This is a genomic window from Streptomyces sp. NPDC056479 (assembly GCF_042795335.1).
In the GTDB taxonomy this organism is placed as follows: Bacteria; Actinomycetota; Actinomycetes; order Streptomycetales; family Streptomycetaceae; genus Streptomyces.
On record NZ_JBHTRZ010000004.1, the window covers coordinates 735,905 to 762,598 of the forward strand.

At 67.2% G+C, this 26,694-nt stretch carries 27 protein-coding genes and 2 pseudogenes; 10 read left to right on the forward strand and 19 right to left on the reverse strand.

Going from position 1 to position 26,694, the window contains the following annotated elements; genetic code table 11:
- Window positions 1-20: 20 nt before the first annotated feature.
- From ACFQ6S_RS19830 to ACFQ6S_RS19845, 4 genes are all read right to left on the reverse strand, one after another.
- The gene (locus tag ACFQ6S_RS19830; protein WP_383411006.1) at window positions 21-692 is read right to left on the reverse strand and encodes a DUF2637 domain-containing protein; all 672 of its coding nucleotides are present in this window, start codon (window positions 690-692) and stop codon (window positions 21-23) included.
- Window positions 693-775: 83 nt separating this feature from the next.
- Window positions 776-2,131 (reverse strand): FtsK/SpoIIIE domain-containing protein, encoded by a 1,356-nt coding sequence (locus ACFQ6S_RS19835; protein WP_383411009.1) that lies wholly within the window; start codon window positions 2,129-2,131, stop codon window positions 776-778.
- A 2-nt stretch (window positions 2,132-2,133) separates the two neighbouring features.
- Window positions 2,134-2,487 carry a hypothetical protein gene (locus tag ACFQ6S_RS19840; protein WP_383411012.1) on the reverse strand — a complete coding sequence of 118 codons (354 nt, stop codon included), beginning with the start codon at window positions 2,485-2,487 and terminating at the stop codon, window positions 2,134-2,136.
- 141 nt (window positions 2,488-2,628) lie between these two features.
- Window positions 2,629-3,408 carry a GntR family transcriptional regulator gene (locus ACFQ6S_RS19845; RefSeq protein ID WP_383411015.1) on the reverse strand — a complete coding sequence of 260 codons (780 nt, stop codon included), beginning with the start codon at window positions 3,406-3,408 and terminating at the stop codon, window positions 2,629-2,631.
- Window positions 3,409-3,426: 18 nt separating this feature from the next.
- On the opposite strand from ACFQ6S_RS19845, the gene ACFQ6S_RS19850 reads away from it, so the two are divergent.
- Window positions 3,427-3,888 carry an NUDIX hydrolase gene (locus tag ACFQ6S_RS19850; RefSeq protein ID WP_383411018.1) on the forward strand — a complete coding sequence of 154 codons (462 nt, stop codon included), beginning with the start codon at window positions 3,427-3,429 and terminating at the stop codon, window positions 3,886-3,888.
- A 146-nt stretch (window positions 3,889-4,034) separates the two neighbouring features.
- Window positions 4,035-4,277 carry a hypothetical protein gene (locus tag ACFQ6S_RS19855; protein WP_383411021.1) on the forward strand — a complete coding sequence of 81 codons (243 nt, stop codon included), beginning with the start codon at window positions 4,035-4,037 and terminating at the stop codon, window positions 4,275-4,277.
- 371 nt (window positions 4,278-4,648) lie between these two features.
- Here ACFQ6S_RS19855 and ACFQ6S_RS19860 read toward each other — a convergent pair.
- The 4 genes and pseudogenes from ACFQ6S_RS19860 to ACFQ6S_RS19875 all read right to left on the reverse strand — a co-directional run.
- Window positions 4,649-4,801, reverse strand: a pseudogene (locus tag ACFQ6S_RS19860) (LacI family transcriptional regulator); the annotation flags it as partial.
- A 91-nt stretch (window positions 4,802-4,892) separates the two neighbouring features.
- Entirely contained in the window at window positions 4,893-5,885 is a 993-nt protein-coding gene (locus ACFQ6S_RS19865) for an aldo/keto reductase (protein WP_383411024.1), read from the reverse strand.
- 615 nt (window positions 5,886-6,500) lie between these two features.
- A complete protein-coding gene (locus ACFQ6S_RS19870; protein ID WP_383411027.1) occupies window positions 6,501-7,058 on the reverse strand; it encodes an NADPH-dependent FMN reductase in 558 nt (185 codons plus the stop codon).
- 82 nt (window positions 7,059-7,140) lie between these two features.
- Window positions 7,141-7,911, reverse strand: a complete 771-nt coding sequence (locus ACFQ6S_RS19875; protein WP_383411030.1) for an SDR family NAD(P)-dependent oxidoreductase — start codon at window positions 7,909-7,911, stop codon at window positions 7,141-7,143.
- Between the two features lie 237 nt (window positions 7,912-8,148).
- Between ACFQ6S_RS19875 and ACFQ6S_RS19880 the strand changes: the two genes are divergently transcribed.
- Entirely contained in the window at window positions 8,149-8,589 is a 441-nt protein-coding gene (locus ACFQ6S_RS19880; protein ID WP_383411033.1) for a winged helix-turn-helix transcriptional regulator, read from the forward strand.
- Window positions 8,590-8,714: 125 nt separating this feature from the next.
- A pseudogene (locus ACFQ6S_RS19885) lies at window positions 8,715-9,825 on the forward strand (PP2C family protein-serine/threonine phosphatase).
- A 299-nt stretch (window positions 9,826-10,124) separates the two neighbouring features.
- On the opposite strand, the gene ACFQ6S_RS19890 reads toward ACFQ6S_RS19885, so the two are convergent.
- Window positions 10,125-12,119: a SpoIIE family protein phosphatase gene (locus ACFQ6S_RS19890; RefSeq protein ID WP_383411036.1), complete on the reverse strand. Its 1,995-nt coding sequence runs from the start codon at window positions 12,117-12,119 to the stop codon at window positions 10,125-10,127.
- A 462-nt stretch (window positions 12,120-12,581) separates the two neighbouring features.
- Window positions 12,582-13,958 carry a hypothetical protein gene (locus tag ACFQ6S_RS19895; protein ID WP_383411039.1) on the reverse strand — a complete coding sequence of 459 codons (1,377 nt, stop codon included), beginning with the start codon at window positions 13,956-13,958 and terminating at the stop codon, window positions 12,582-12,584.
- 557 nt (window positions 13,959-14,515) lie between these two features.
- Between ACFQ6S_RS19895 and ACFQ6S_RS19900 the strand changes: the two genes are divergently transcribed.
- A complete protein-coding gene (locus ACFQ6S_RS19900; RefSeq protein WP_383411042.1) occupies window positions 14,516-16,030 on the forward strand; it encodes a restriction endonuclease in 1,515 nt (504 codons plus the stop codon).
- Window positions 16,031-16,141: 111 nt separating this feature from the next.
- On the opposite strand, the gene ACFQ6S_RS19905 is transcribed toward ACFQ6S_RS19900, so the two are convergent.
- The 5 genes from ACFQ6S_RS19905 to ACFQ6S_RS19925 all read right to left on the reverse strand — a co-directional run bounded on the left by ACFQ6S_RS19905 (window position 16,142) and on the right by ACFQ6S_RS19925 (window position 18,213).
- Window positions 16,142-16,444, reverse strand: a complete 303-nt coding sequence (locus tag ACFQ6S_RS19905; protein WP_383411045.1) for a hypothetical protein — start codon at window positions 16,442-16,444, stop codon at window positions 16,142-16,144.
- A gap of 2 nt (window positions 16,445-16,446) precedes the next feature.
- Window positions 16,447-17,184: a GntR family transcriptional regulator gene (locus tag ACFQ6S_RS19910; RefSeq protein ID WP_383411048.1), complete on the reverse strand. Its 738-nt coding sequence runs from the start codon at window positions 17,182-17,184 to the stop codon at window positions 16,447-16,449.
- Window positions 17,181-17,408: a hypothetical protein gene (locus ACFQ6S_RS19915; protein ID WP_383411051.1), complete on the reverse strand. Its 228-nt coding sequence runs from the start codon at window positions 17,406-17,408 to the stop codon at window positions 17,181-17,183. The genes ACFQ6S_RS19910 and ACFQ6S_RS19915 overlap by 4 nt, the downstream gene beginning before the upstream one ends.
- Window positions 17,409-17,607: 199 nt before the next feature.
- Entirely contained in the window at window positions 17,608-17,802 is a 195-nt protein-coding gene (locus ACFQ6S_RS19920) for a hypothetical protein (RefSeq protein WP_383411054.1), read from the reverse strand.
- Window positions 17,803-17,934: 132 nt separating this feature from the next.
- Window positions 17,935-18,213, reverse strand: a complete 279-nt coding sequence (locus tag ACFQ6S_RS19925; RefSeq protein WP_383411056.1) for a hypothetical protein — start codon at window positions 18,211-18,213, stop codon at window positions 17,935-17,937.
- 78 nt (window positions 18,214-18,291) lie between these two features.
- Here ACFQ6S_RS19925 and ACFQ6S_RS19930 point away from each other — a divergent pair, with 78 nt between their 5' ends.
- Entirely contained in the window at window positions 18,292-19,047 is a 756-nt protein-coding gene (locus tag ACFQ6S_RS19930; RefSeq protein ID WP_383411058.1) for a GntR family transcriptional regulator, read from the forward strand.
- Here the strand turns inward: ACFQ6S_RS19930 and ACFQ6S_RS19935 are convergent.
- The 3 genes from ACFQ6S_RS19935 to ACFQ6S_RS19945 all read right to left on the reverse strand — a co-directional run bounded on the left by ACFQ6S_RS19935 (window position 19,037) and on the right by ACFQ6S_RS19945 (window position 21,274).
- Window positions 19,037-19,432 (reverse strand): DUF5958 family protein, encoded by a 396-nt coding sequence (locus ACFQ6S_RS19935; RefSeq protein WP_383411061.1) that lies wholly within the window; start codon window positions 19,430-19,432, stop codon window positions 19,037-19,039. The genes ACFQ6S_RS19930 and ACFQ6S_RS19935 overlap by 11 nt on opposite strands.
- 471 nt (window positions 19,433-19,903) lie before the next feature.
- Window positions 19,904-20,338, reverse strand: a complete 435-nt coding sequence (locus ACFQ6S_RS19940; RefSeq protein WP_383411064.1) for a septal ring lytic transglycosylase RlpA family protein — start codon at window positions 20,336-20,338, stop codon at window positions 19,904-19,906.
- 69 nt (window positions 20,339-20,407) lie between these two features.
- Entirely contained in the window at window positions 20,408-21,274 is an 867-nt protein-coding gene (locus tag ACFQ6S_RS19945) for a glycoside hydrolase family protein (RefSeq protein ID WP_383411067.1), read from the reverse strand.
- A gap of 224 nt (window positions 21,275-21,498) precedes the next feature.
- Here ACFQ6S_RS19945 and ACFQ6S_RS19950 point away from each other — a divergent pair, with 224 nt between their 5' ends.
- The 4 genes from ACFQ6S_RS19950 to ACFQ6S_RS19965 all read left to right on the forward strand — a co-directional run bounded on the left by ACFQ6S_RS19950 (window position 21,499) and on the right by ACFQ6S_RS19965 (window position 25,428).
- Window positions 21,499-22,071: a hypothetical protein gene (locus ACFQ6S_RS19950; RefSeq protein ID WP_383411071.1), complete on the forward strand. Its 573-nt coding sequence runs from the start codon at window positions 21,499-21,501 to the stop codon at window positions 22,069-22,071.
- A 43-nt stretch (window positions 22,072-22,114) separates the two neighbouring features.
- On the forward strand, window positions 22,115-22,567 hold the full coding sequence (locus ACFQ6S_RS19955; RefSeq protein ID WP_383411074.1) for a DUF6924 domain-containing protein: 453 nt from the start codon (window positions 22,115-22,117) through the stop codon (window positions 22,565-22,567).
- Window positions 22,568-22,732: 165 nt separating this feature from the next.
- Entirely contained in the window at window positions 22,733-23,065 is a 333-nt protein-coding gene (locus ACFQ6S_RS19960; RefSeq protein WP_383411077.1) for a hypothetical protein, read from the forward strand.
- A gap of 266 nt (window positions 23,066-23,331) precedes the next feature.
- Window positions 23,332-25,428 carry an ATP-binding protein gene (locus tag ACFQ6S_RS19965; protein ID WP_383411080.1) on the forward strand — a complete coding sequence of 699 codons (2,097 nt, stop codon included), beginning with the start codon at window positions 23,332-23,334 and terminating at the stop codon, window positions 25,426-25,428.
- Here ACFQ6S_RS19965 and ACFQ6S_RS19970 read toward each other — a convergent pair.
- Complete coding sequence (locus tag ACFQ6S_RS19970) at window positions 25,313-26,572, reverse strand: ROK family protein (RefSeq protein ID WP_383411084.1); 1,260 nt, start codon at window positions 26,570-26,572, stop codon at window positions 25,313-25,315. The two genes, ACFQ6S_RS19965 and ACFQ6S_RS19970, sit on opposite strands and share 116 nt — an antisense overlap.
- Window positions 26,573-26,694: the final 122 nt, after the last annotated feature.

Here is a 26,694-nt window from a genome sequence, read left to right on the forward strand (position 1 = left end):
CGAGGTCGGGTCCTCTCGAGTCAGGCGATTTGGGCGGCGATGGCATCGGCCAACTGCGGCGGGACGCCGAGGCGAGCGCGCAGGGTTTCGGTGTCGATCGGTGATCCGGTACGGGCCTGGTGGTCGTCGGCGACCTTGCGGGCGTGGTCGACCAGCGCGGCCGGGACCGGAGGAGCCGGGACAGCGGGAGCAGCCGGACCGGGTTCGGCGGCCGGAAGCGCAGGGGCTTCTTCGGGCTCGGTCACTGCGGCCGGGATGACTTCTGGCGCAGGTGAGGCGGCCGGTTCGGGGTTGGGTGTAGTGGCCGGCGTTTCGGGGGCCGGGTGGTCGGTGGCGGAGTGGGCGAGAAGGGTGCCGCCCATGAAGGCCAGGGCGGGCCAGGCGGCGACCAGGATGCGCAGCCAGGCCGGGACTTGCTGGAGGTTGAGGAGTCCGGCGGTGGCGACGTTGGCGCCGAGGGAGGCCACCAGCGCGATCAGGAACCACCACCAGGCCAGCCGGGACGGGCCGTCGGAGCGCAGCCGCCGCCAGGAGGCGACCAAGAGCAGGTCAACCGACACCGGGTAGGCCCAGGCTTTCCAGCCGTCCTGTCCGGCAGCGGCGGCGAGGTCGTGCAGGTGGGCGAAGGACAGTGCCCCGGCGATGACGGCCTGGACGAGCACGGCGTCGACGCGGAGGGCGGTGCGGGCCATCACGGCTCCTTCCTGTGATGAGGCATGGCAGGGGTAGGGACCTGGCGCGGAACGGTCGCGCCGACCGGTGGAGCGGGAGAACGTCAGGCGGTGGCGGGGGCTGACTTGGACAGCGGCGCCCAGGCCGGGAGCGGCGGGGCAACCGCGGGGCGGAAGGCCGCCAGGGCGGGCAGGTCCGGGACGCGGTGGGCGTGCTTGTTGCAGATGTTCACGGCCTCGCGAAGCGAGGTGTGCGGGGCGCGGATACGGGCCCAGCCTCCGGAGGAGTCCCCGGCGATGGCGACGCCACGCATGTCAGTGGGGATCTGAACGGCCGCCAGGACGGCATCCGGGGAGATGTCTCCGAAGGCCATGTTGGCGGAGGTCTCGTCGTTGACGCGGTGGGCGGTCCGGCCGGTGAGCTGGGAGCGGAGCATGGTGATGCTCTTGCCGAGTTCCGCGCCGAAGCGCTGACCGCAGATCTCCAGGTAGATGCCGGCGGCGCGGCCGAGCTGGGCGAGGCGGACCAGGGCAGTGACGATGCGATCCCGCCGCTTCTCATCGTCCTTGGTGGCGAACAGGGCGAGTTCGGCGACCTCGTCGACCAGGACCACGACCGGAACCGGTCGCAGGTCGGCGGGCAGGTCCCAGATATCAGCAGCGATCTCCGCATCCGGTATCGCGACACTGATGCGCTGCTGGGCACGGATGAGGTGGTAGACGTCCGCCATGTGGGAGACGAGGGCTTCCAGGAGATCTACGGCGGTGTCCGGGTCGTCGGCAAGTGCAGAGAACCGGCGTGCCAGCGGGAAGAGTTCCACGCCCTGCTTGCAGTCGATGCCCACCAGCGCGACATCCATCGGAGCCAGCCCGGCGACCAGGTTGCGCTGATAGATGGACTTCCCCGACTCCGTTGCACCCAGCGTTAGCCCGTGCGGAACCGCCCGGTAGTCGCGGTAGTGGACAGCACCCTCCTCCCGCAGAGCGACCGGGACCCGCATCGGACTGCTGTCGGTCCTGGCGGGCATCTGCACCCGCTTGAGGACGTCATAGCCCGTCATGCGCACCTCGACTACACCTGAGCGCAGTTCACGCGAGGTGACGCCGTACAGGCTGAAGGAGTGGCGCAGCCTGTCCGAGGCCGCCGCGACGTCGAAGGCGTCCTGCCCGGGACGCAGGCCCAGCCGCAGAACCAGGCCGGTGCGGGTCGGGCGGATGCGCAGGATGCGCGGCGGACGGGGCTGCGGGACGGGCCGGTTGGTGACTCGGGCCAGGGCCAGCCGCCACCGGGAGGGCGGCACCGTGAGGCCGCAGGCATCCATGACCGAGACGTAGCGGACCAGGACCCGCAGCGTGGCGAGGGTGACCCCGAAGGTCAGCCAGTACCAGGCGGGGCGCCGCCACCGCAGGATCACTGCGGCAGCGACGACCAGCACCAGAGCGACCATGAACCACGTCATGATCAGGCAGCCTCAGCCTGCGAAGCCGTACCCGCGAGCGAGGTCACGGCCACCGCTCGGAAGGCGATCCCGTGCCGCTTCTGACCGTTGAACTCGTTCTCCCACGCCGAGGCCACCAAGCCGGTCAGCGCGACCGGGGTACCCATGGTCAGCTCCTGCGAGACGCCCGGCTGCGGGACAGTGAGCTTGAGGATCTCGACCTCATCCGGCGTGGAGAACATGACCTCCACGGTCATCAGCGTCACGCCGTCCTTGTCCAGGGCGATCTCACCGGTACGGCGGTCCTTGACCTTCGGCTGCGGAGCCTTGGCGACCATCACGGTCGCGGCGGAGGTGTCGACGGGAATCTGACGCACAGCAGATCACTCCTATATAGAGGCTGGACTCCGCCACTCATGTACATGAGTGACATGAAGAAGAGTGCCTCACTCCTATACATGAGTCAACCCGCCGCGAAGAAGAACTCGCGACGGGCTGCGGGGAGTTGAGTTCGCGCGTCAGTCGGCGGCCGGGATCCGGTACTCGAAGACGAACTGGTCAGCGGCCATGAGCGTGTCGCAGACCTCGACTACGAGACCCTCGGCGGTGCGGGCCTCACGGATCAGATGAACTACCGGCGCACCAGGGCTGAGTGCCAGCTCGGACGCCTCCGCCTTGGAGGCCGGGCGCGCTTGCAGCGTCTCAACGAACTCGGCGAACTCGTGCCCGTGGTCTTCGAGTCGGGCGTAGATGCCACCACCGCCGGGGTTCTCGGCGAACAGCTCGGGGATCTCCTTGACAACGTCCCACGGGAGGTACGAGGTCGCGGTCTCGACGGGCGTTCCGTTGCGGAAGTAGAGGCGTCGCCGGGCGAGGACCTGAGTGCCGGCGGGGACGCCCAATCGCCGGGCGGCATCCTCGGGGGCCTCCATGGGGCCGATGTAGAGGACGCTCACCTTGGCCGTGGCGCCAGATTGCTCTGACTCGGCGAGGTACGCGGCCTTACCACCCTGCCGCAGGGAGCGCCGGAAGCGATCGGACGAGCGGTGCCGCACCGGAGGTCGATCCTTCACCATCGAGCCCTTGCCGTGCCGGGTCTCCACGAGTCCGCTCGCCCGGACCTCAACCATGGCCTTGCGGATCGTCCCGCCCGAAACTCCGTAGCGGTCGACTAGTTCCGACTCGCTCGGCACCATCTCGCCAGGCTTGAGGACACCCGCTCGGATCTGCTGAATGATCTCTTCGGCGATCTGCACATACCGAGGTACGGACCTCTCGCCTCCTACTGCGGTTCCCATAGTCCTTCTCTGCCTCCTATGCTCCTGTACATGAGTCAATCACAGGAAGCAACGCCGCCGCCGCTGCACTCCGTATCTGTGGCCGGAGTAGTCGTGCGCGAAGACGGCCGCCTCCTGGCGATCCGCCGGGCAGACAACGGCACTTGGGAGCTCCCCGGCGGCATCCTCGAACTCGACGAGACCCCCGAGGCCGGAGTCGCCCGCGAGGTCCTGGAGGAGACGGGCATCCACGTCGAGGTGGACGAGCTGACCGGCGTCTACAAGAACACGACCCGAGGCATCGTGGCCCTGGTCTTCCGCTGCAAGCCATCCGGCGGCACGGAGCGCACGTCGAGTGAGTCGACGGCCGTCTCATGGCTTACGCCCGACGAGGTCGCGGAGCGTATGGCCGAGGTCTTCGCGATCAGGCTCTTGGATGCTTTGGACGGCAACGGCCCGCATGTCCGGAGCCACGACGGCAAGCACCTGCTTCGCGGATAGAGGAACCACAGGTGACAGCGGGGAACGAGCCTCGAGGACAGCCAAGGCCGCTCACCGGGCTGAGCGGCGTCCACGAGTTCCTCAACGAGATACGACTACGCCCTTCGATGTGGCTACGTCGCGGCTCCCTTCAGCACCTGGACTCGATGTTGGTCGGCTATCGGGTCGCGCTCGAAGTCCATGGCGTCCGTGAGGACTTCGACTTCTGGAGCCCCGGCAACCGAGGTCCGTTCGAAGATTGGCTGTGGGAGCGCCTCGGTCGGCACAGCCCCCTGGGATGGTCAGTAGAGATCGAGCGCGAGGCCGAAGCGGCAGGCGTGCCAGCGGTTGACCTGTTCTTCAGCCTGCTCGACGAGCATCGAGCCGAGCGGGACCAGGCCAAGGGATAAGACTTTCCCTACTTCATCAAGACCCGCGCACGGCGCGCTACGTGCTGCGGGCAGAAGCGAGAAAGCCATCCGCAGGTCAAGAACGTGCCTCCGGCGGGGGCGCTCAGACTCCGGGATGGGCCGGGGCGCCGTTCGCGAGTGCCGACCGGATCGTGGTGAGCGTTGCGGGCTCCCATCCCGACCACCTTCGACCCAGGCAGAGCCGAGCAGTCGCGGCCCAGGGCGTCAAGGTCGTTCGTACAGTGGCGCGCTCCACCTTGACGCCCTGAACCACGCCCGCTCCACGACGTGTGGGCCGAAGGCGGACGGGATGGGAGCCAGGGAGAGTGGTGGGTTGAGGGGGTGCTGAAGCGCGTTGGTGGATTTGGCGCCGGGGACGTGGGGCACATCGCGAGCCCAGCATCGAGCGCTCCCTCCCACTCCGCGGTGAGCCCCACCATCAGGCCATCGCGCATCTGCCGAGTGATGTGCGCGTAGCGGGCCTGGACCGATCCGTCCATGTGGCCCATGCGCTCATCCATCAGCTTTGGTCAACGAGGAGGACGCCTGCGTTCCAGACGAGCCTGTGAGGGGTCTCCGCTCACGCGACCCGGGACCCCTCCGAACGGGCGTGGACTACCGGTTGATGCGGCTCATGTCGGCGTACCGGTCGCCGACCGGTGCCGCCACCTCGGACAGCTGCTGCAGTTGCTCGGCCGAGAGCACCAGCTCGTCCGCCGCCACATTCTGCTCCAGGTTGGCGACCCGGCGCGTGCCGGGAATGGGCGCGATGTCGTCGCCTTGGGCGAGCAGCCACGCGAGCGCAACCTGAGCGGGCGTCGCGCCGAGCTGCTTGGCGACATCGTCCACCTGCTCCACGATCCGGATGTTCGCCTCCAGGTTGTCCCCCTCGAAGCGCGGGTTGGACCGGCGCCAGTCGTCGGCGTCGAGCTGGTCGAGCGAGCGGATCGTGCCGGTGAGGAAGCCGCGACCGAGCGGCGAGTAGGGCACGAAGCCGATGCCGAGCTCGCGCAAGGTGGGGAGCACTTCGGCCTCGGGGTCGCGCGTCCACAGCGAGTACTCGGTCTGGATGGCGGTAATCGGGTGCACGGCGTGCGCACGCCGGATGGTGGCGGGCGCCGCCTCCGACAGCCCATAGTGGCGGATCTTGCCTTCCTCGATCAGCTCGGAAAGCGTCCCGACCGTGTCCTCGATCGGCGTCTCAGGGTCTATCCGGTGCTGGTAGTAGAGGTCGATGTAGTCGGTGTTGAGGCGTCGCAGCGAGCCCTCGACCGACCGTCGCACATTCTCGGGGGTGCCGTTCAGCCCGAGGACCGGCAGCCCGTTCTCCTGGGGCACGAGGTGGTTGATCTGACCGAACTTGGTGGCGATGACCACCTCGTCGCGGTGGCCAGCGAACGCCTTGGCGAGCAGTTCCTCGTTCGTGTACGGACCGTAGATCTCGGCGGTGTCGAAATAGGTGACGCCCAGCTCCATGGCGCGGTGGATCGTAACGATCGACCCGGGGTCGTCGGTGCCGGCACCGGTGTAGCCCCCGGACATGCCCATGCAGCCAAGGCCCAGACGCGAGACCTCGAGCCCCTCGCCTCCCAGTGTGATCTTCTTCATGCGGATACCCTTTCCTGATAGAAACCGATCTTGTAGTCGATAGCGGCGAGGCTCGCCGTTTCCTTGAGCCCTCCCATTGGTGGGCATATCCCTGCGGCAAGTGAGGGTGCGGCGCTGGCGCGGCAGGTGGGATCAGTGTCGGAGCGATGAGGCGGGAATGCACGGCTTGCAGTGCCCGGAATTTTCCGCCCTGTGCGCATACCGACCGGTTCGTTGACGTCCGGCGCGTAAGTCCACTGTGCAGGAGCGCGACGAGGGTTACAAAAGGTACTTTTATGTTCCTGAGGGACACCGGAATTGGGCACCTTCGTGGATGGCAAAGGCTGTGCCTCTACCGAATCGGTGCGTAACGCGGCGGCATCCACAAGGCAATCCACCGCCTTTGCGATCTGCCACACCCACCATCCGCACGATCAGGGTGCCCGGCCTCTAATGGCCCTGCGCCGAGTGCGGTAAGCCCAGTCATTTTTGGAGCCGGTGCGGGGAACCGGACGTCGCCCACGTTCCCACGCCGCCCGTGTGCCTTGTGTATGGATCACGCCGGGTGGAAGGCCGTCCCTGCCCTCCACCCGGCACCGGAACGCCTCCGCTCGGAGCGTGTCGGGTATAGGGGGCTCAGGACGCGGGGACCTCGATGGTGGCGGCGAGGGCGCTGAGCACCTGCTTGAGCTGCGCGACGGCTTCGGTGTCATCGGCCGGGTGGGTCTCGGCGAAGCGAGTCACTGAGCCGGGTATCGCGAGTTTGGCGTCTTCCAGGATCGTGGCGCCGGCGATACCGGCGGATTTGCGGGCGTCGTCCTGGGCCCACACACCGCCGTACTGACCGAAGGCGGTCCCGACGACGGCCGTCGGCGAGCCCGCTAGGGCGCTGGAACCGAACGGGCGGGACAGCCAGTCGATGGCGTTCTTCAGCACGGCGGGCATGGTGCCGTTGTACTCGGGGGTGACGAGCAGGAACGCGTCAGCGCGCCCGGCAGCCTCGCGCAGGCGGGCGGCGGCGGGACGTTGCTCGTCGGTGTCGATGTCCTCGTTGTAGAAGGGCACCTCGGCCAGGCCCTCGTAGAGGGTGACCTCGACGCCCTCGGGGGCGTGTTTGACGGCGGCCTCGGCGAGCTGACGGTTGTGTGAGCCGGAGCGCAGGCTGCCGACGAGGGCGAGGATGTGGATGGACATGGGTTCTCCAGACATAGACGTGCCGACGGAATAAATACGTGCTGAGAGCGGTGTGGATCTCGGCGTGCGGTAGCGGGCAGGGCTACTCGCGCATGGTCAGGCCGCCGTCCACCGACAGGATCTGGCCGGTGATCCAACCGGACTCCGCACACAGGAGGAAGGCGAGCATGGAGGCGAGGTCCTCGGGCTCGCCGAGCCGCGGGAGCGCAGTCTTCCCCAGCAGAGCCTCGCGCACCTCGGGGGGCGTGCCGGCGCGGACGTTCTCCGTGAGGACCACCCCGGGGGCAACGGCGTTGACCCGGATGTTCTTCTTTCCCCACGCGTGAGCGGTGTGGCGGGTGAGGGCATGCAGGGCGATCTTGGATGAGGCGTACGCGGCGGGCGCCGATTCCGGCTGCCACGCCGCCAGGGAGGAGACGTTGACGATCGAGCCGCCCCCCGAGGCGACCAGCGCGGGCAGGCTTTCGCGGATCATGAGCCCGGCGCCGGTGACGTTGATCCGCATCATCTCGGCCCACACGTCGGGGTCCATGGTGTCGACGCCCTGGTCGCGGGCCATGAGGTCCGCGCCGACGGCTGCGGCGACGTTGGCGACGCCGTCGAGTCTGCCGAACCGGTCAGTGGTCTGGGCGACCAGAGAGTTGATGGAATCCTCGTCCCGAAGGTCAAACTGGACCGTAAGCAGCCGATCGGCCGCTTCCGATGCCTGCTCGCGGGCCCGCGCGAGCTTCTCGGCGTTGGTACCGGCCGCGGTCACTCGGGCGCCTTCGGCCAGCAGTCGCTGCACGGTGGCCGCGCCGATCCCCGATCCGCCTCCGGTGACGATGAAGACCTTGTCCTTGAGCCCTTCCATTGCTGAGCACATCCTTTCGGCTTGTGAGGGTGCGGCGCTGGCGCGGCAGGTGGGAACAGTGCCGGAGGCGAAGAGGCGGGAATACGCCTGAACTGCCCGGTGGTTGCCGCCCTGTGCGCAGAACGACCGCTTCCACCGGTGCGTTGCCCCCGGTGCGTAGGCCCACTGTGCAGGAGCGTGACAAGGGTTACAAAAGGTATGTTTATGTTCCTGGGGAACACCGGAAGGGCGTCATCAGTGAGCAACGACGAGAGCCAGGCGACCTCCACCGGCGAGGCACGGGCGAACGTACTGCGCCTCTCGGGTCCGTGTGAGCGCTGGGACGAGCGGGACGCGGACTTCATTCGCGAAATCCTCGACCTGGTGGGCGACAAGTGGAGCATGCTGGCCATCGGCGCCCTGGCCGCCGGCGATGCCCGCTACTCGGACCTCGACACCGCGATCCCCGCCATCTCCCGGCGTATGCTCACCCTCACCCTCAAGCGCCTTCAGCGCAGCGGGCTGGTCGACCGCACTGCCTACGCGGAGGTGCCGCCCCGCGTCGAGTACTCACTCACCACCCTCGGCGCCTCCCTGCTCTCCGCCATCGAGTACCTGGCCGCCTGGAGCTCCGAGCATCGCACCGAGGTCCGACGCCACCAGGACACGTACGACGTGAACGCCACACACAGTGCGTAACTGGCGTGAACAATCGATCATCGTTCGTGTGTAGCGCCCTTTAGGCCTGCAACATCCTGATGCGAGCTGTGGCTCCCTGCTCGTATCGTGAAAAGACATACGGCAGCGTGGTAAGCAGGAAAATCATGGGAGAGCCGGCGGTCGATTACGCGGCGGTGTTCCAGGCGCTTCCCGGGGCGGTGGCGCTGGTGACTCCGCAGTTGATCTTCGCGGACGCCAACGCGGAGTTCTTGCGCCTCCGGGGCCTCCCCCGCGAGCAAGTAGTCGGTAAACTTCCTGCCCGAGGACTACCCCGAAAACAACTCTGCCGAGCCATTCCTGCTCAGAGTTCTGGCGTCACTGCGCCGGGCGGTGGACACCGGTGAGCGCAGCATCATAGCGCTGCAGCGCGTCGACTTGGAGGACCACGACCAGCCCGGGATATGGCACGAGCGGTATTTCAACGTGACCAACATTCCCGTATTCGGACCTGATGGGCGGATGACGCTGCTGCTGGAGCGGCTGGAGGACGTCACCGAACTCATCCGCGCCCGTGAAGTCGCGCTGACCTTGCAAGAAGCCATGTTGCCCGCTCCTCGCCCGGTCGGGCGGCACCCGGCGGCCGTTCGCTACCGGCCCGCCGCCGAAGCGCTGAATGTGGCCGGCGACTGGTACGACCTAGTCGAGCTGCCCGGCGATCGCATCGCCGTCGCCGTCGGCGACGTCGTCGGCCACGGCCTGTCCGCGGCCTGCGTCATGGGACAACTGCGCAGCGCCCTCACCGCCGCCTCTCTCGACCCCGAGGGCCCCGCCCGCGCCCTGGAAGTCCTCGGGCTGTACGCCCGCACCGTCGACGGCGCCGAGAACACCACCGTGGCCACCGCATTCATCGACTGGGAGAACCACACCATCACCTACAGCAGCGCCGGTCACCCCCCACCAGCGCTCCTGCAGAGGGACGGGACCGTCGAGTTCCTGGATCAAGCCACCGACCCGCCACTGGCTGCCCGTCCTCAACACGGCCCCCGGATACAGGCTGTCGCGGACTTCCGTGAGGGCGCCGTCCTCGTGCTTTACACCGACGGCCTGATCGAACGCCGCGGCGAAGACATCGACACGGGCCTCGCCCGGCTCGCCGACTCCCTGGCCCGCCACCAGGCAGACGATCCCGAAGCTCTCGCCGACGCCGTGCTCACCGACGTACTCCCACCTGGCGACGCCACCGACGACACCGCTCTGGTCATCGTGCGTCTGTGAACCTGGCTTCTGGGAGCTGACCCGCCAGGCTTCGGGATCGGGCTGGAGGAAGCTGCGGGTCTTCTTTACGGTGGCGGCTTTGACGCTCGCCGGGCTGCTCGCCGTCTAGCGATGGCCAGTCGACGTGCCCCTCCCGTGCCCGTTCGGTCGGGGAACAGCGGGGACAGACAGCAGGATCGCCGCCGGATCGCAGGTTGCAAGCGTGCAGGTCAGGGGCCATCCAGATACGGGATCTTCCAAACTGGGGCTCTGGGTGACTGGGGCCGGAGGGTCCTTCCGCGGCTGGCTTGGAGGGGCCGTCATGTGCGTCGGATGACCAGCACGGCCACGTCGTCGAGGTGGTCTACCGCCACCGCGGCGTCGAGGATGCGGTCCGCGGTCTCCTCGGTGTTCAGTCCGTCGTAAAGGGCCGCGCCAGCCAGTGTTCCGGCTCGCTCCAGTCCGGCTTCCAACGTGAGGCCCGGTCCTTCGACCACGCCGTCGGTGACCATGACCAGCGCGCTGTCCTCGTCCAGGGTGAAGGTCTCCTCGCGGTACTCGGTGTCGGGCACGACGCCCAGGACCGGCCCGCCCGCCAGCTCGCGGATGCTGTGGCTGCCGTCCCTGCATGCGTACAGCACCGGCACATGGCCGGCGCTGGCGCCGGTGACCCGTCCGTCGCGCGGGTCGAGATGCAGCATGGTGCAACTGGCGAAGCGTGCCGCGCCCATCGTGACGAGCAGTTCGTTGGTGCACGTCAGCACGGCTGCGGGATGCGGTTCGCGCGCGGCGATCCCGCGCATGAACGAGCGCACCTGTCCCATGAAAGCGGCGGCGTCCACGTCGTGCCCTTGGGCGTCGCCGATCTCCAGTGCGACCGTGCCGTCGGGCGTCACGAAGGCGTCGTACCAGTCTCCGCCGATGTCCAGCCCGTCTCGGCTTGGCCGGTAGCGGGCGGCGACCTCCAGGCCCGGGAGGTGTTCGGGCAGCGTGGGGAGCATGGTCTGCTGCAGTGCCGTGGCCAGCTCGACCCGTGCCTGCTGCAACCTGATGCGCCGCAGTGCCTGGCCTGCCAGGTCGGCCAGAGTACCCATGAGGGTCTGCTCGTCCAACGACGGCCGGTGTCCGCTGCCGTAGGTCACCAGCCATCCCCCGAGCGGTTGATTGCCGGCCTCGCTGAGGGGGGTGACGGAAAAGGCGTAGTCGAAGCCGTGCCGGGCGAGCCGCCCGAATTCGGCCCCGTGCGGCCAGCGGCGGACGTAATCCTCCCGGTCGCGGATGAACTGCGGCCGGCCGGTGCGGATCGCCTCGGGCAGCGCGGTCGGATGGTCCAGCGACATGCCGTGCAGGGCCTCGGCCTCCCACATGGCTATTCCGGCATCGGTGGAGATGCGCAGGCGGCCTTCGTCGACGAGTGCGAGCAGGGCGCCGCTGGCGCCGAAGGTCGCGGCGAGCCGGGTCAGGACGACCTGCTGCAGTTCCTGCTCCGTGGCTGCAGTTATCAAGGCGGAGGAGAAGTCGGCGATCTCCTTGGCGCGCTGTCGCTCGGCAGCCAGTGCGGCCTGCGCCTTCTTCCTGTGCTTCTCCTGCTTGGTGTCGTCGCGGACCACCCCGAAGATCCGCTCGGGTCCGTCATATCCCAACTGGATCCGACGGGTCTGAGCGGCCAGTTGGTGCCAGCCGTCGTGCTGGGTGAGGTACCGCAACCGCAACCAGGGCGACTGGGCGGGGGGCGGGCGCAGGAGCTGCCGAAAAGCCCCCTGGTCGTCGGGGTGCACTGCCGAGATCACTCTGGAAAGGGACGCAGTGGGATCCGGGAAGGTCGCGGCCAGGGCGGGTGCGCCACCGAGCCACTCCAGCTGGTGCTCATGGGGTGAATACATCCACAGGCCGAGGTCGGCGGCCGTGGTGGCCATCCGGAACGGGATCAGCAGGCTCGCCAGGTCGTTCCTCGTATCCAGTGCGTGCACCCAGACCAGCTGCTCGCCACTCGTGGAATCCTTGACCGGCCGCGCCTCGATCAAGCAGGCAACGGGTGCTCCGCCTCGCCCGGGGAAGTCCAGCACCCGCATCGCGACCGCCTTCGTCCTGGCGGCGTGGACCACGAGACTCTCGGCCGACATCCGCTGGCTTGCGGGCCACAGATCACCGAAGTCACGTCCCAGGAACTGCTCACCGAAGTCACATCCCAGGCACTGCTCCGCCGGCCTGCCGAGCGCCGTGGCCATCGCAGCGTTGAGACCGCGGATGGCACCCTCCAGCGTCAGAAGAGCCGCCGGGTCAGCCCCTCGAAGGAGTTCGTCCGAGGCGTCCATCTGTGACTCCCTGGCACATACCAAAACAGCCTCTTCAAGAATTTTTGCACATTTTGCCGCGACGCCTTGGGCGAAGGGTGTGTTTGACCGGCTGCGTCGAGTGACGACGGCAGGGAACCCGCCGGGAAACGGCAGACGGCCGCCTGTAAAGAGGGGTCGACGGAGCTCGGTCGCGGTACAGCAGCGGAGTACAGCAACCCCAGCAATGGCCCATGGCCTGTAGCGTCCCTTGGAGACTTCGACGCGACCGCTATCGCCGCCGTTGACCGATCCACATAGAGCTACGGATCAGAAGGCGTCTGACATCCATGGCTGACATCAACGACGCCGAACGAGGGCGTACGCCAGCGACGCCGTACAGCCGTCACGTCAGGCGACAGCAGCGGCCAAAGGGGGTTCGGATCGAACTCCTAAAGCGGGTGTCAGGCCAGCAGTATCGGGTGAGTAGCATGAGGCGGTTGGCTACGCTGTCCGGCCACCGGCGCCGCTGACGGTGCGGGTAAGGAAAAGGTGAGCAGCACGGCGTAGAAGACGCTCGAAATCGCCGACCAGGGCGTGGAGATCACTGGTCGTAGCGCCATCGAGGAGGCGAAAGGGCCCGGCCTGCGCTACGTCGCCATGCATCTCGACGTTGCGGCGTCTATAGATGTCTTCGATCAAATGCTCAACGTGCTGATCCTCTGCGCCCAGATAAGGGTCACCACTCAGGAGAGCCTTCGCACCAGCCACGAGGTGCTCACGCTTCTCCCGTCTCCGCGAAAGGCCACTGTGTTGGATGAACAGAGACTCGGCAGTGATGCACAAGTCGATAAGCCTGTCCACAGGCAAGGTGCGGCCACCCGCCATGGTCAAGCGGCGCAGGGCATTGAGCAGAAACCTCTTGCTCTGGACAGCCGGCTCACCCAGCAGTTCATACACCTCACGCAAGCTCCCCAAGGTGACAGCGTCGACAAGGAGAGTTGGTCGGTCCTCAACCGGATGGTGGACCTCGGTGAGGCGGGATGAGGCATGCGGCTGAGCGTCAAAATCTTCCCGGCTCTGCATGCACATCGGGCGACCGTAGGTGACTGAGCCGCCGCACACGATGCGCAGGGCGATGAGCATGCGGTCGACCGCGGTGTCGAATGGCGAAGGAGCCCCTGCCTCCGGGTGCTGGTTGTAACCGCTGTGCACCGGTAGATCGCGTTCAAGTACGAGGGCATTGTGATGGAAGCGGGACAGGTTCAGTGAGTTGGTGCTGCTGAGCTGAGCGATGGGAATGCCCATCACCCGCACCGCTTCGGACACTTCCCCGTCGGTCATCGGCCGTATCGTAAGGCCATCAGGCAACGGGGCATCCGACACGGCCTGCGACATGTCGAACCCGAGCAGAGGAACGTATTCGACCAGGCGGACCGTCTTAGCGAACAGCCCGGCTTCGACAGTTGCATATGCAGCCTCGAAGGCGGCGCCGTCGAAGCGATAGGCACGGGCCGCCTCCACCACAGGAGTCAGCAGATACCGAACCACGACATCCTCTAGCCGACGGAGGAGGAGGCTGGACGGATAGCCGACCAAGGTGTCTACCCGGCTTCGAAGCACCTCGTGATCCCGGATGACTGCGCGTAGGACCTTGTAGGCCGGGAAGCGATACCACCACTCCCGTGAGGAGAACTCATTTGGCCACCGCCACTGTTCGCGTTCTTCCACCAAGAAGATCTCCTGCTGGCAGCGTCGCCAGCTACTGGCCTCCCGTTGCAGGCCGAACTGCGGCTCGGATGCCGTCTCGGCCAGCTCGGCAAGCACCGCCATGACCAAGTCTTCGGCAGCACGGTGCAGCGGCTCGTGGGTAGTGGGCATCAGCGGCCTCTCAAGGCAAGGACCGACCTGGTCCAGCAGGGCCCGCCAGCAGGCGAACAGACGAGTATGCCCGAACTCGCTGGCCTGAGGCTGGTCAATTGTCGCAACGTGGGCCCACGCTTGAGGCAGCCACCGGCAGTCCCTGACGGCTGTCCTACAGCAGCGAAGTACAGCGACCACTGTGACCGCAGCTGACTACCGACACCTCTCGATGGCTGCGTGACCAACCCAGCAGATCTAAATGACGCCCAGCCAAGAGTTCGGGACAAAGAGGTCCGTGCCAGACGCGTGCCAGATCCTGCGGGGAACCACGGGGAACAAGGGGGAGCCAAGTCGACGGCCACCAAGCATCAACACCGCCTCGCCGCAGGTCAGCCCAGCAGCGAGCCCGAGATCACCTTAGCTTCCCAAGCTCATGGCCTTGCAGTGGTCAGACCGCAGGCGGTGGGCGCAACGATTCCCGCCTATCCGGTCTGGGTATCGCTGAGGGGTGCCCCGACGGGGCGAGCCGTCTGAGTGCAGCTTTCGAAGGTTGCGTGAGTGCAGGTGGGGGACTCGTGGCGCGCCGCAAAACAGTGATGCAAGTGCTCGCTGAGGCGTACAAGGCGAAGCAACAGGCAAAGGCAGCTGAGTTGAAGCGCGCCCAGCAGAAAGAGCAGAGGGCAGCAAAGGCTGCTGAGGAGCGTCGGCGCGGTCAGAAACGAGAGACCGCCAAGGCCGAGGCCGAACATGCCCGCCTGCTGGCCGCAGGGGAAAAGCACCTCAATCGGGAACAGGCTGCACAGGCGCGGGAGGTTGCCCGTATCGAGAGGGAGTTGGCTAAGCGCCAAGCCGAGCGGAAGCGCGCTGCCGAGCAGCAGAAGCGGGAGCAGGCGCGCGCGGAGAAGGAACGGCAGAAGCAGGAGCGAGAGACCCGCTTGGCGCAGTTGAAGGACGAGGCAGAGCAACGCACACTCCAAGCCCAGGAGCGCATGACGGCCCTGCAGGCTGTGCTTACTGACCGGCCCAAGAGGCTGAAGAGTTGGCACCCGTATGTCGAGCAGACATTCGCTGAACAGGGCCCGCAGGGCGTGGCAGACGCTGTGGAGGAAGTGCTTAGTCGCTCGCACGTGCCCGAGGGTTGCCGAGCAGGTGCGGGAGCTGCTTACGTTCCGGAGGCTCAGCGACTGCTCATCGAAGTCGAACTACCTCAGCACGAAGTGGTGCCGGCCGTGATGTCATACCGAGTTGTGGCCCAGCGAGTCGAGATCGTCGCCCAACCTCGTAAGGAAGCCGAGTCCAAAGAGGCATACCGCACTCTGGTTGCCCGGCTCGCCCTTCGGGCATTGGACGAGGCGTTTTCGACCACCCCACCCAGTCTCGTCACGACTGTGGTGTTCAACGGGCATGTGAGTGCCAAGGACCGCGCAACCGGGCGGCCGGTGCGGCCTTGCCTTGTGAGTGTGGTTGCCCAGCGCGAGGCCTTCGACCAACTCGTTCTGGACGAGCCCGAGCTAGATCCACAGAGTTGCCTCAAATACCTCGGCGCTGTCGTCTCCCGCCATCCGCACGATCTTGAGCCGGTTCCCCCGGTCGTGGAGATCGACCTGTCGATGTACCGCATCACTGCCGATGCTGGTGCCGTAGCAGGGCTCGACAGCAGACCCGACCTCCTACAGATGGACCCCTACGCTTTCGAGCGGCTCGTACGCGAATTGTTCGAAGCGATGGGCTTCGAGACCTGGCGTACCCAGGGTTCTCGGGATGATGGTGTGGACGCCGTCGCTGTGCAACGTGACCCGGTGGGGACCACGGTCTTCGCCATCCAAGCAAAGCGGTCGAAGAACGCGGTGCCCGTTGAGACAGTCCGCGCGTTAGCAGGAGTGATGCACGACAAGGCTGCAAGCCGTGGGGTCCTGGTAACGACTTCATGGTTCGGCAAGGCAAGCGATGACTTCGCTCACCGAACGGGCAGGATGCAGCTCATCAACGGACGCAACCTGAAGGCTCTACTCAAGGAGTACCTGAACATGGACGTCCTGATCGGCCTCCCGAAGACACCTCCGGGTTGGCAGCCCTCCGACGTGCAATGAGCCGTTCAGCGTGACGCAACAGGGAGAGGGACCCGGATCTTGTCCAAGTCCCTCTCCCTGCGCGGATTGAACGGGAGGCTGCGCCGGTACCTGCCTTGCCTGCCGTCCTCCTCAGATGCTGTGAGGTTCGCTCGCCTCCAAAAGGTGACCGCGGGTGGTGGCTACGCGGAGCACGTCTCGCAGGGCTCCGGCCAGTTCCTTCGCCAGGAGCTGCATGTCCTCCGGGCACGCGCGCTCGTCGCCGAGGGTCTCCGCGGCCTGCTTCAACAGTTCGGCCGCCGCCTCGAGCTGCTCCGATTCGATGGCGTCGGCCAGGCGGGACATGTAGCCGCCTCTGTCGTTGGTGCTCAGGTAGCAGGGCTTGTCCTCCGGCCCCGACCACGGGAGAAGGCGCAGCTCGTTCTGTGCCGTCATCCTTATGTCTGCCTCTCGTCGATCACGTGGTGGGTAGTGAAGACCGCGTCGACACGGTCCCCCGGGAACACCAGAAGCGCGGCCTCGACGATGCGCCCGGCGGTGTCGGCGGCGACGCGTGTGATCGCGAGCACCGCTGTGGTGGGGTTGATCCGGAGGGTGGACGCCTCATCTGGTGTCGGGGGGCGGGCAGAGACCGTCTCCCGGACCTCGGCCGACAGAGGGCTCAGGACAGCGAAGCACTGTTCTGTCCGCACGTATGAGGGGCGGTCACCGAGCAGTCCGGTGGGCCCCAGCTCGCGCGGGACGTAGATGCGGGCCAAGCTGTGCGGGGACTCTCCCTGGTAGCTGATGCTGAGGAACTCGGTCATCGGGCTACCGTTCGGAACTCGCAGCAGAGCCGCCAGGTGCCCACGTGCCTCGATCGCAGTGGCGCGGTCCGTGACCCGCAGAGCCGTATCAGTGGCTGTCCACGGGTCCAGCGTCCCCCAGCCGCCGACATACATGATCTTGCGGAAGCGGTGGCGGACGAAATTCCCCTTGCCGTGGATCTTCTCGACGAGGCCTTCCCCTTGAAGCACCGCGAGAGCGCTCCGCAGCGTCGCCGTGCTGACTTTGTACTGGCCGGCCAGTCCGACCTCAGACGGAAGGCGTTCGCCAGGCTTGATGCGACCCGTCGTGATCTGGCGCCTGAGGTCATCGGCGATGTCGTGATGGCGAGAGCGCACGGTCTGCGTCACCGCCTTCTCAGCATCCGCACGGCGAGGAGCCGGGTCCGCGTGTGTATGGTCAGCAACTCGCCCGACTCGAACAGCAGTTGCTTTGCGCCCTGGGGCAACTGGAAGAGGTTGCTCACCCTGCACGCCCGGCCACCGACTTGGATGATGTCGCCGCACTGCACAGTGGTCGAGGTGATCTCGACAGGCTGGGATACCAGCGCGCCGCTAGGTGCCCGTTGCCTCACCGCTGCACCTCCGCAGGCGTGGACTGGCTGGACGCCGCGTGACACGGGCAGTCGCACGCCTCGTAGATCACCGGCAGGTCGACCGGCGCCACCTTCGCGGAGGACTCCGCGCAAGCCTGGTGAGTGCCGATACGGCATGCGGTCGATCGGTACGGTGCGAGCGAAGCGTCCGTAATGTGGAGCCGTCGACGAGGAGGCATCAGCGGGCTCCCGCGATGACCGACCAGGCGTCGGCCGGCAGATGGGGCGTCACGACCACCGAACGCCGCGGCCGTTCGCGGTTCTCCCAAGCCAACACGTACGGGCGGACGAGCGCGATGTCCTCACCCACGAGCGAGCCCGCGAAGTGCGCCCGGTCTGGGCCCCTCCCCCGGACGGCCGTCGGCCCCTCCATGAGCGCAGGGGGTGCATAGGTGGGCGACGGCCTGGTGGACGTTAAGGGGCGGCGGTGCCTGCCCTTGGGGAAGTACCGCGCTCTGGTGAACGAGACGGCACGGCGGATACGGTTGAGCACGCTGCTCAGCTCCTATCGCTGATGGCTCGGTCCCCCGACATCGCCCGTCGCGGGGACCGCTTTGCGTACGACCGCCCAGAGGGTGCGGCCGTTCAGGCTGGTGGCGAGGAGACCGAAACGGTCGGCCACGGCCACTACTTCCAGGGCCTCCCGCCATAAGTCGGCGGAGAGTGATTCCGGCACCTCCGCTTCGACCGACGTATGTCGGGGGTGTTCCTCCACTCGCGTGAGGAGCCCGATGGCGGACAGCCGGGCGGCGATGGCCGCAGCGCTAACTCCCGAAGCGGGCACAGGGCAGCCTCCGTCACCGGCGATCACTTTGAGTGAAGCTAGTTAACTAGATTAGAGCTAGTGGACTAGATTTTCCATATGCCTGAGCAGCCGCCTTATCTCCGCATCGCCGACGAACTCCGGCGGCGGATCGCGGAGCACGTGTGGGAGCCGGGAGACCGCCTGCCCTCCCGTGCCCAGATCGGCCAGGAGTGCGGCGTGGGCGAGAACGTGGTCCGCCGGGCTCAGGAGTTGCTGATCTCTCAGGGCGTTCTGGAGGGCCGCGCTGGATCAGGCACGTACGTCGCCGAGCCCCGGCAGCGCGTGCGGGTGGTTCGTTCCTCGGCACGCGAGCAGCCCAACGGGTCACCCTTCCGCGCGGACATGAAGGCTGTCGGCAGGCAAGGGGATTGGGAGAGCCGGACCGACGCCAAGGTGCCGGCACCGGCGGAGATCGCGGCGCGGCTCGGGATCTCCGAAGGCGACCTGTGTGTCCGAACGGCGTATGAGTTCCTTGCCGACGGCAGGCCGGTGCAACTTTCGACGAGTTGGGAGCCGTACGACCTCACGGCCGGCACTCTCGTCGTCCTCCCCGAGGGAGGGCCGCACGCCGGGGCGGGTGTCGTGAACCGCATGGCCGCGATCGACATCACCGTCAGCCACGCCGTGGAGCAGCCGGAGCCGCGGCAGGCGACTGCCGAGGAGGCATCGCTACTCGGCGTCCAGAAGGCAGCGCTCGTCACGCACATCCGACGGACTTACTACAGCGACGAGGGACAGCCCGTGGAGACGGCAGACATCGTGGTGCCCGCCGCTCACTGCGAGATCGTCTATGAGATCCCGATCAACCGCTAGTCGAGCCCATATTTGCGTTCATCGGCAGATCCGGAAGGTTGTGCCACTCGTGGCTGCACCCCTCGGCGCAGTACAGCGTCCGCCTGCGGGTATCGGCGATGCTGAAGAGGGCGACGAGCAGGCGAAACGACTTGGTGAGTTCATAGGCCGGAAGCTGGTCCATCCCGAAGCGCCACTTCGTGAGCATCACGGCCGGCGTGTGAGTCGGGCGAATGCCGGAGCGTGCGATGCTCTCTGACACGTCGTCTTCGCGAGCGCGGGCCTGTCCGCAGAACAAGACCAGCGTGTGCAAGACCTTGCGCCGGTCATCCTCCGTAAGGCCCTCGAACCACTCAACACCCTTGGCCGTCGGCCTGAGCCCCTGCGCAAGTTCGTTCAGGATCATCTCGTTTGCGTACAGCACGGGCTTCCACCCCTATGGTTTCGGGTTGACCGTACGCTCACGACCGCCCGTGAGCAGCTCAGTTTTCACGCGTCCTGATGGCGCAACCGCCTGACGGGTGCAGTGGGGGGCGAGCCGTCGGGCGGAAGCGGGGCTTGTCGAATGCGTGTCGAAGTCGCCGAACGCCCGAAACCATCGTCAGGAAACGACCAGGTCAGGCCTGCTCATCCGATAGTCTGCCCTAGCGCCTTCTAAGCGCTTGGCCGCAGGTTCGAGTCCTGCCGGGGGCGCATAGTCTCCGCCCTCCTTCGGGAGGGCGTTTTTGCTGTTCAGGGCGGGTGCGGACGCATACGCGGGTGCAGAACGCATACACAGGTGCTGACGCATACAGAAGAGCGCCGACCCCTCCCCCGATGATCACAGGGAGGAGCCGGCGCTGTCCGGCCGCTAGTCAGCTCCGCGCCGGGCAGAAGATCAGTTCAGGACCTTCTGCCGGACGACGATGTGGCCGGCGTCGGGGTTGAGACTGCCGCCGAGGCGGCGGAAGGCGCCGTCGGTCAGGTCCAGGCACTTGGGTTCCTGCTTCGTCCGCTTGAAGGTGCCCCGGTCGTTGATGCGCACGACCAGGGATTTGCCGTTCGCCACGTTCGTGACCTTCACCCTGGTGCCGAACGGCAGCTGGTGCCTGCGGGTCAGGGAAGTCGCCGCGGTGTTCTTGCTGTTGTCGAAGATCTCGCCGCTGGCCGTGAAGCTGCCGGGCGGTATCGGGCCGTAGTGCGTGGCCCAGCACTTCGGCTTGCGAGCCGCGGCGTCATTGGGCTCGGCCGAACTCGCCGGGGCGAGCGCCACCAGGGCTGCCAGCGCGGCGGCACCGGCTGTCAGGGAGACGTGCAACGTCCGCTTGGTCATCTTCTTGCCTCGTTTCATTTGCCGTTGAATCAGATGAATGAGATGAATCGGTCGAATCGGCGCGCCCGCTCAGCCCGCCGCGCGGTATGCGTCGCCCACCCGGTTGGCCCTCGCGCCGTGGTACAGACCCGTGCGGTCGCCGCGGCTCGTGGAGAGGGTGAACCAGGCGTAGCGCTTGACGTAGGGCAGTGCCTGGAGCATGGCCGTCGACTTCTTCACGAACGCGGCCTGTTGGGCCTGCGTCGGATACCGCGGGGTCCCCGTCGAGAAGTCGGTCAAGGCGTACTCGGTCAGCCAGATCGGCTTCTTGTAGCGCTTGTGCACGGCCTGGAGGTAGCTGCGCAGCTGACCCGTGGCGCGCTCGGCGTTGAAGTCCGCGCCGTACCAGTGCAGCGGGATGAAATCGACCTTGTAGTGACGGGCGGCCGCTCCCTTCATGAACCGGTCCAGCCAGCCACCGGCGACATCGCCGCCGGTCGCCACCGCGGGAGCGCCGAGCCGCATGCCGGTCGACTGGAGCCGGGGCCACAGGTCGAGCGCTTCCCGCACCGTCATGTGTGCCTGATCCGGCCTGTCGGGCTCGTTGAAGCCGAGCAGGGTCTTGCCTTGCTTCTCGGCCCGGTCGAGCTCCGCCCTGGTCACCGAACCGGCGTCATGGATCATGGGTACGAACTCGACGCCGGCCGGGGGCTTGATCCGGTCCTTGCCCGAGGACCAGTCGTAGAACCAGCCGACCCTCGAGTCGGCCAGCGCCTTGGTGACACCGTCGAACTTCCAGGCACTGATGCCCTTCTTCTTCGTCGCGGCTGTGAAGGCACCGGAGTGACTCCCGGCCGCGAGCGCGTCGGACGCACCGCCCCGACCGGCGACCGCAATCACGGCTGCCAGCGCGAGCACCAGGACGAGGGCGCGGACGCGGACGCGGGTTCTTCGCATGACGACTCCTTTCTGCCGGGGATCGTGTCGCAATGTGCGGGAGAGTCGCTGAGTGATGTTGGCCGGAGCGCTCCACGCAATTGGCTGCGGACCCCAATTCCGGGAATCCCTCGATCTCCGGCACTCCCGCAGCGTGAATCTAATCTCTGCGAACTCGACTGCGGTGGTCAGAAGTTGCTGGGCGAGGGGCACTTGTTGCTCACGCTCTCGTTTCGGTTGGGCGCGTGATTCTCGTGTCAGCGAAGACAGCAACAACTGGCCTTCCCGGCGCAACTATTCGCCACCGTCCCGATCTGTCGCCGGATAGTTTGCCTGGCGATTTGGGTTACCAGCCGGGCTCTCCCGCCCGCTGGAACCCCGCGCTCACGAAGGGGATTTCCATGGCAGACACGAAGCACAGGGCGGCCATCGTCATGGCGGCCATCGCGGCGGGGTGCGGCATCGTCGCCTCCGCCGTCCCCGCCGCCGCCGCGACTCCCGCGAAGCCAGTCATCCATCGCTGCAAAGACGCGCAGCACGCAACGCCGGGAACACACCTCTTCATTCAGTCGGCGGCGAACCACGGGTTCTGCGTCACCGGCAAGGGAACCCTTCGCGATTTCAGCGCCATCACCGCGGAACCCGCCGGGCGTGCCTTCAATCTCAAGCCGGCCAACGGCAAGCTCATGAAGGTGCGTCTCGTCTACTACGTCGGCGGCCCGAGCGGAACTCGCGAGGTGAGGGTGCTCGACCGGAAGAACGAGTCCACGGACATCAACTACGCGACGTTCAAGGAGATCACCATCACGTCCCTCTGACCCGACAGGAGAATCATCCGTGGCCGTCATCTACGGTGAGCCCATGCGACCGATAATCGACCGCAGCGGTCATGACTTCGAGGGCGAGGCCCTTGTCGTGCGCACCGACTACTCGGACGACGGAGCATGGGCGGTGGTCGTCGAACTGCTCAACCAGCCCGACGGCGAGTTCGAAGTGCGCACCCACCTCGTCGACGACCGAGCCTTCGCCGGGGCAAGTCCCGAAGAGGTCGTGCTGTCCACCCTCGGAGGCGATCCGGACCTCGAAGTGGTGTACCTGGCCGATGCCGTCACGATGAGAGGTGACCACGCCCTCCTCGCGGTCTCGACCAGAAGCGAGGACGCGGACGAGGACGACGAGGAACTCGGCTGTGAGTTCCGTCTGCTGCCCACGTTGGTCAACGAGATGCACGTGAACCTGGCCATCGGACACCTGGACTTCTGGGAGTTCGCCTACCATGCGGCTCGCGACCCGGAGCGCATCCTCCGAGGTTGATCGCGCAGGGCCGGTGTCGCCGTTGCTTACCGGACGGCGGTCCTGAAGCCGCCGTCGAAGCCACGTCGAGGCGCGGTCAGGACCGCGCGTCGAAGCCACGATCGAGGCACGGTCAGGACCGCCCCCCGTCCGCGGCGGCGGTACCACGCTGGTCGTACGCGGCCCGTGCCGCCAGGATCTCGGCCGTGTGGTCGATCGACCAGCCCTTCAGTACCGTCAGGATCTCGCGCAGCGCTCAGCGAGCTTGCCGCCGCGCTGTCCCGCGCCTCGGGGCAGAAGGTCGTCTACACGGATCTTCCCGCCGCGGAGTACCGGCGTGCACTGCTCGATGCCGGACTGCCCGCCGAACTCGCCGAAGTTCTCGCCGACTCGGACCTGGGCCTCAGGCGCGGCGACCTCTTCACCGATTCCGTCGACCTACGGCGCCTGACCGGGCGGCCCACGACCAGCCTCACCGATGCACTCACCGACGCTCTCACCGGCGCCCTCGCCTCCTGACGGCCCCCTTGGGCCAGGCCGACCCGGAGCCGCCCGCCCGCGGCGCCGGGTCGGCCGTACGGACCTAGGCGCCACTACCGAGGCGCCCGCCGAAGCACCCTTGCCGGAGCACCACTGCCGAACCACCACTGCCGGATCACCACCGCCGGATCACCACCGCCGGATCACCACCGCCGAAGCGCCACAAGAAATCCACAAAGTCGGTCCCTACCGTGCGGGCGCGTTCAGCGATGCCCCATCAGAAGTCATGTGGAGGGACCAACGAGATGTCCGTACTTGCCCTGTCACACCATGAACGACTGGCCGGACGCCTCGCCGAGAGCCGCGCGTCGATGTTCGTCGGACGGACCGACCTGCTGACGGTCTTCGGGACCGCTGTCGCCGCCGCCGCGGGACACGAGAACGTGGCCGTCATCTTCGTGCACGGGCCCGGCGGCACAGGCAAGTCCGCCCTTCTTCAACGCTTCGCCGACGAGGCACGCGCCGTGGGACGACGGGTCCTTCAGGTGAACGCCCGGGGCATGGAGCCCTCCGGTCAGGCCTTCGAGTCGTACGCCGGAGGGATCCTCGACCTGCCGGCCGGGGTGCTCCTCGTGGACAACTTCGAGCATTGCCAGGGGCTGGAACCCTGGCTCGCCCACGAGTTCCTGCCGCGTCTCCCGGTGGGCGCCCTGGTGGTGCTGGCGGGCAAGAACGCACCCTGCACCCATTGGCGCGAGGACCTCGGCTGGTCCACGGCTCTCCACGTGGCCCGTCTGTCGAACTTACGGAACGCGGAGGCCCGCGAACTGCTGCACAGGATGCGAGTAAGGCCGTCGTTGCACGACACGCTGATCGAGTTCACCCACGGCCATCCTCTCGCCCTGCGCCTGGCGGCGGAGATCGCGCAGCGCGACAACCTCGAGACCATGACCTGGACGTCGAGTGGGCCTGTTCTGCGGCAACTTGTCGAGTGCCTCGTCGGTGAAGCGCCCTCTCCGTCACACCAGCACGCGCTCGAAGTGTGCGCACACGCCCTGAACACGACCGAGGGGCTGCTGCGGGCCACGCTCGGCGAGCAGGCGCCCGCTCTGTTCGCCTGGCTACGGCGTCAGCCCTACGTGGAGTCCGGGCAGCACGGTCTGTCCCCGCACGATCTGGTCCGGGAGATCCTCGACGCCGACCTGCGCTGGCGCGATCCGGCCGGATACCAGCGGATGCACGAGAGGATGAGCCGCCATCTCCTCGACGAAGCGCGGGCGGCCACCGGTCCCGACGTTCTTCCCGCGGTTCTCGCGGCCACCTATCTGCACCGGCACAACGGCTTCGTCTCGCGCTTCCTGACCTGGAACATGGACAGCGGGATCTACGAGGACGCCTGCCGGCCCGCCGACCGCGCCGACGTCCTGCGCCTGATCGAAGCGGCCGAGGGCGCCCGATCCGCCGAACTCGCCGAACGGTGGATGGATGTCCAACCGAGCGCCTTCCGTGTCTACCGGCTGGCCGATTCCCGCACGCCGGTCGCCGTGATGGCCTGGCTGCGGCTGACACCTGACCTGGCCGATGTGGTCGACCAGGACCCCGTCACCTCGGCCGCCTGGCAACACATCCGGTCCCGACGGCCGCTGCGGGACCATGAGCACTTCGCCGTAGCCCGGTTCATGGTGGCCGCCGACACCTATCAGCGTCCCTCCGCGGCCATGGACCTGATGATTCACCGGTGCGTCGCGCAGTTCCTCCACTCCGACCACCTCGCCTGGTCGTTCATCGCGCTCGCGAGCGACCCCTTCTGGATCGCGTTCATGGAGTACCTCGACCAGCGGCAGCTCCGGGATCAGACACCGGTGGGTGCGCGGCAGTTCACTCTGTACGCGCATGACTGGAGGGTCGTCACCCGGAAACGGTGGATGGAAGTCGGTGCCTCCATAGAACTGGCAGGTCCCGATGCCAAGCCGAGGCCTCGCCTTCATTCGGACTCGGCGGTCGTGACCGTTCTGAGCCGGGAGGAGTTCGACAGGGCGGTCCTTGACGCTCTTGGCTCCTGGCATCGACGTGACGGCCTCGCGGGCAATCCGCTGACCCGGACCAGGCTGGTGACCGCCCACGGAGACGGCAACCCGGTCGGGGCGCTGCGCGCCCTGCTCACGGAGGCCGTCGCCGCCCTGCGCGAGGACCCGCGAGCGGAGAAGTACCACCGATCCGTGGACATGCGCTTCTTCCGGGGCGCTCCGACGCGTGAGGTGGCGGCCGAGAGGCTGGGCCTGTCCCTCAGTACGCACCAACGTCATCTGAAGCGCGGCCTTCAGCGTGTGCTGGACCATCTGTGGGACCGGGAACTCCTGGGCGAGGAAGCCGAGATGAAGGTGAGCCCCGCCTCGGCATGAGATCGCGCACCTCCGGCCGCAGCAGCGCCACGGCGCCCAGGGCAGCGCTCATCTCACCGAGCCTCGCCCACCGCAGGCGCAGTTGCGCGCGTGCCCCGCGCAGCGGGCCGAGCGCCACTTCCCGTTCGATCGACCGCGTCACGGGTGGTCCCACCTCGGCGAGTTCGCCGCCGACCACGATCACCCGTGGATCGACGGTGTGGGACAGCGTGGCGAGCGCGCGGCCCACCCGTGCTCCGGCCGCGGTCAGCACCGCACGGGCCCTGCGGTCACCCCCGTCCAGCGCGGTCACGAGTTCCGGCAGGTCCCCGGCCGTACCGCCGGCGGCCCGATAGGAGTCGAGTACGGCCCCGACCGACGCCACCGCCTCCAGGCACCCGGTACCGCCGCAGCGGCACGCCGGCCCGTCCGGGGCCACCGTGATGTGGCCGAACTCCCCGGACCGTCCATAGGCGCCGCGATGCAGCGTGCCGTCCACGACGAGGCCGCCCCCGACGCCGTGCGACAACTGCAGGTACAGCACGTCGCGTTCTCCCGCGGCTGCACCCCACTGGGACTCGGCCAGCGCGGCCAGCCGGGTGTTGCTGTCCACCCGCACGGGCGCTCCGAAGCGCTCGCGGACCGACTCCGCCACAGTGCGGTGGTCCTGTGCGTACGAGTGGTCCGCACCCGGCGCGGCCGCCACTTCGGCGACACCGACACCGACACCGATCGCGCTCAGCGAGCCCAGCCGTGGTGTCCGGCCCATCAGCCCGCCCACCAGGCGGTACGCCGTCTCCACGCGGTCCCTCCAGGGCGCCTGGGGCGCGTGCTGCTCGCCGGCCGTGCCGATGTCCTCATGGGCGATGCCCATGACCGCGACCCGTACCGCCTGCCGCGCGAAGTCGATGCCGATCACTTGACCGGCGTGTGGGCTCAAGTCCAGTTTCTCCACGGGGCGTCCCCGCTTGCGCCGGGCGACCTCGGGGATCGAGACGGTGACGGTGCCGTTGTCCACCAACGGAACGACGATGTCGTACAGCGTGGTTCGGGACAGCCCGCTCATGTCGATCAGTTCACCCCGGGACAGCGGACCGTGCCTGCGCAGCAGGCGCAATACCAGTTCCTCGTGTTTACCGCGCATCCGCAGCACTGCTTGTGGCATACGCAAGAGGTACTCGCAGGAGCGGATCACCCTCCAGTTCAGAAGCGGGTCAATTTCCGGTCAGCAGGTGCTTCCGGAATGCCGGAACCGGCGGTACGACGGAATTCCAAGGTGGGCAACGA

Bases quoted from the DNA above. Each gene is read 5' to 3' on its own strand.
- ACFQ6S_RS19965 (WP_383411080.1), top strand. From the start codon at position 23,332: ATGTCCGTACTTGCCCTGTCACACCATGAACGACTGGCCGGACGCCTC.
- ACFQ6S_RS19845 (WP_383411015.1), bottom strand. From the start codon at position 3,408: ATGGGAACCGCAGTAGGAGGCGAGAGGTCCGTACCTCGGTATGTGCAG.
- ACFQ6S_RS19945 (WP_383411067.1), bottom strand. From the start codon at position 21,274: ATGCGAAGAACCCGCGTCCGCGTCCGCGCCCTCGTCCTGGTGCTCGCG.
- ACFQ6S_RS19835 (WP_383411009.1), bottom strand. From the start codon at position 2,131: ATGACGTGGTTCATGGTCGCTCTGGTGCTGGTCGTCGCTGCCGCAGTG.
- ACFQ6S_RS19955 (WP_383411074.1), top strand. From the start codon at position 22,115: ATGCGACCGATAATCGACCGCAGCGGTCATGACTTCGAGGGCGAGGCC.
- ACFQ6S_RS19875 (WP_383411030.1), bottom strand. From the start codon at position 7,911: ATGGAAGGGCTCAAGGACAAGGTCTTCATCGTCACCGGAGGCGGATCG.
- ACFQ6S_RS19905 (WP_383411045.1), bottom strand. From the start codon at position 16,444: ATGACGGCACAGAACGAGCTGCGCCTTCTCCCGTGGTCGGGGCCGGAG.
- ACFQ6S_RS19920 (WP_383411054.1), bottom strand. From the start codon at position 17,802: ATGGAGGGGCCGACGGCCGTCCGGGGGAGGGGCCCAGACCGGGCGCAC.
- ACFQ6S_RS19870 (WP_383411027.1), bottom strand. From the start codon at position 7,058: ATGTCCATCCACATCCTCGCCCTCGTCGGCAGCCTGCGCTCCGGCTCA.
- ACFQ6S_RS19850 (WP_383411018.1), top strand. From the start codon at position 3,427: ATGCTCCTGTACATGAGTCAATCACAGGAAGCAACGCCGCCGCCGCTG.
- ACFQ6S_RS19855 (WP_383411021.1), top strand. From the start codon at position 4,035: ATGTTGGTCGGCTATCGGGTCGCGCTCGAAGTCCATGGCGTCCGTGAG.
- ACFQ6S_RS19940 (WP_383411064.1), bottom strand. From the start codon at position 20,338: ATGACCAAGCGGACGTTGCACGTCTCCCTGACAGCCGGTGCCGCCGCG.
- ACFQ6S_RS19930 (WP_383411058.1), top strand. From the start codon at position 18,292: ATGCCTGAGCAGCCGCCTTATCTCCGCATCGCCGACGAACTCCGGCGG.
- ACFQ6S_RS19890 (WP_383411036.1), bottom strand. From the start codon at position 12,119: ATGGACGCCTCGGACGAACTCCTTCGAGGGGCTGACCCGGCGGCTCTT.
- ACFQ6S_RS19970 (WP_383411084.1), bottom strand. From the start codon at position 26,572: ATGCCACAAGCAGTGCTGCGGATGCGCGGTAAACACGAGGAACTGGTA.
- ACFQ6S_RS19865 (WP_383411024.1), bottom strand. From the start codon at position 5,885: ATGAAGAAGATCACACTGGGAGGCGAGGGGCTCGAGGTCTCGCGTCTG.
- ACFQ6S_RS19935 (WP_383411061.1), bottom strand. From the start codon at position 19,432: ATGATCCTGAACGAACTTGCGCAGGGGCTCAGGCCGACGGCCAAGGGT.
- ACFQ6S_RS19830 (WP_383411006.1), bottom strand. From the start codon at position 692: ATGGCCCGCACCGCCCTCCGCGTCGACGCCGTGCTCGTCCAGGCCGTC.
- ACFQ6S_RS19895 (WP_383411039.1), bottom strand. From the start codon at position 13,958: ATGCCCACTACCCACGAGCCGCTGCACCGTGCTGCCGAAGACTTGGTC.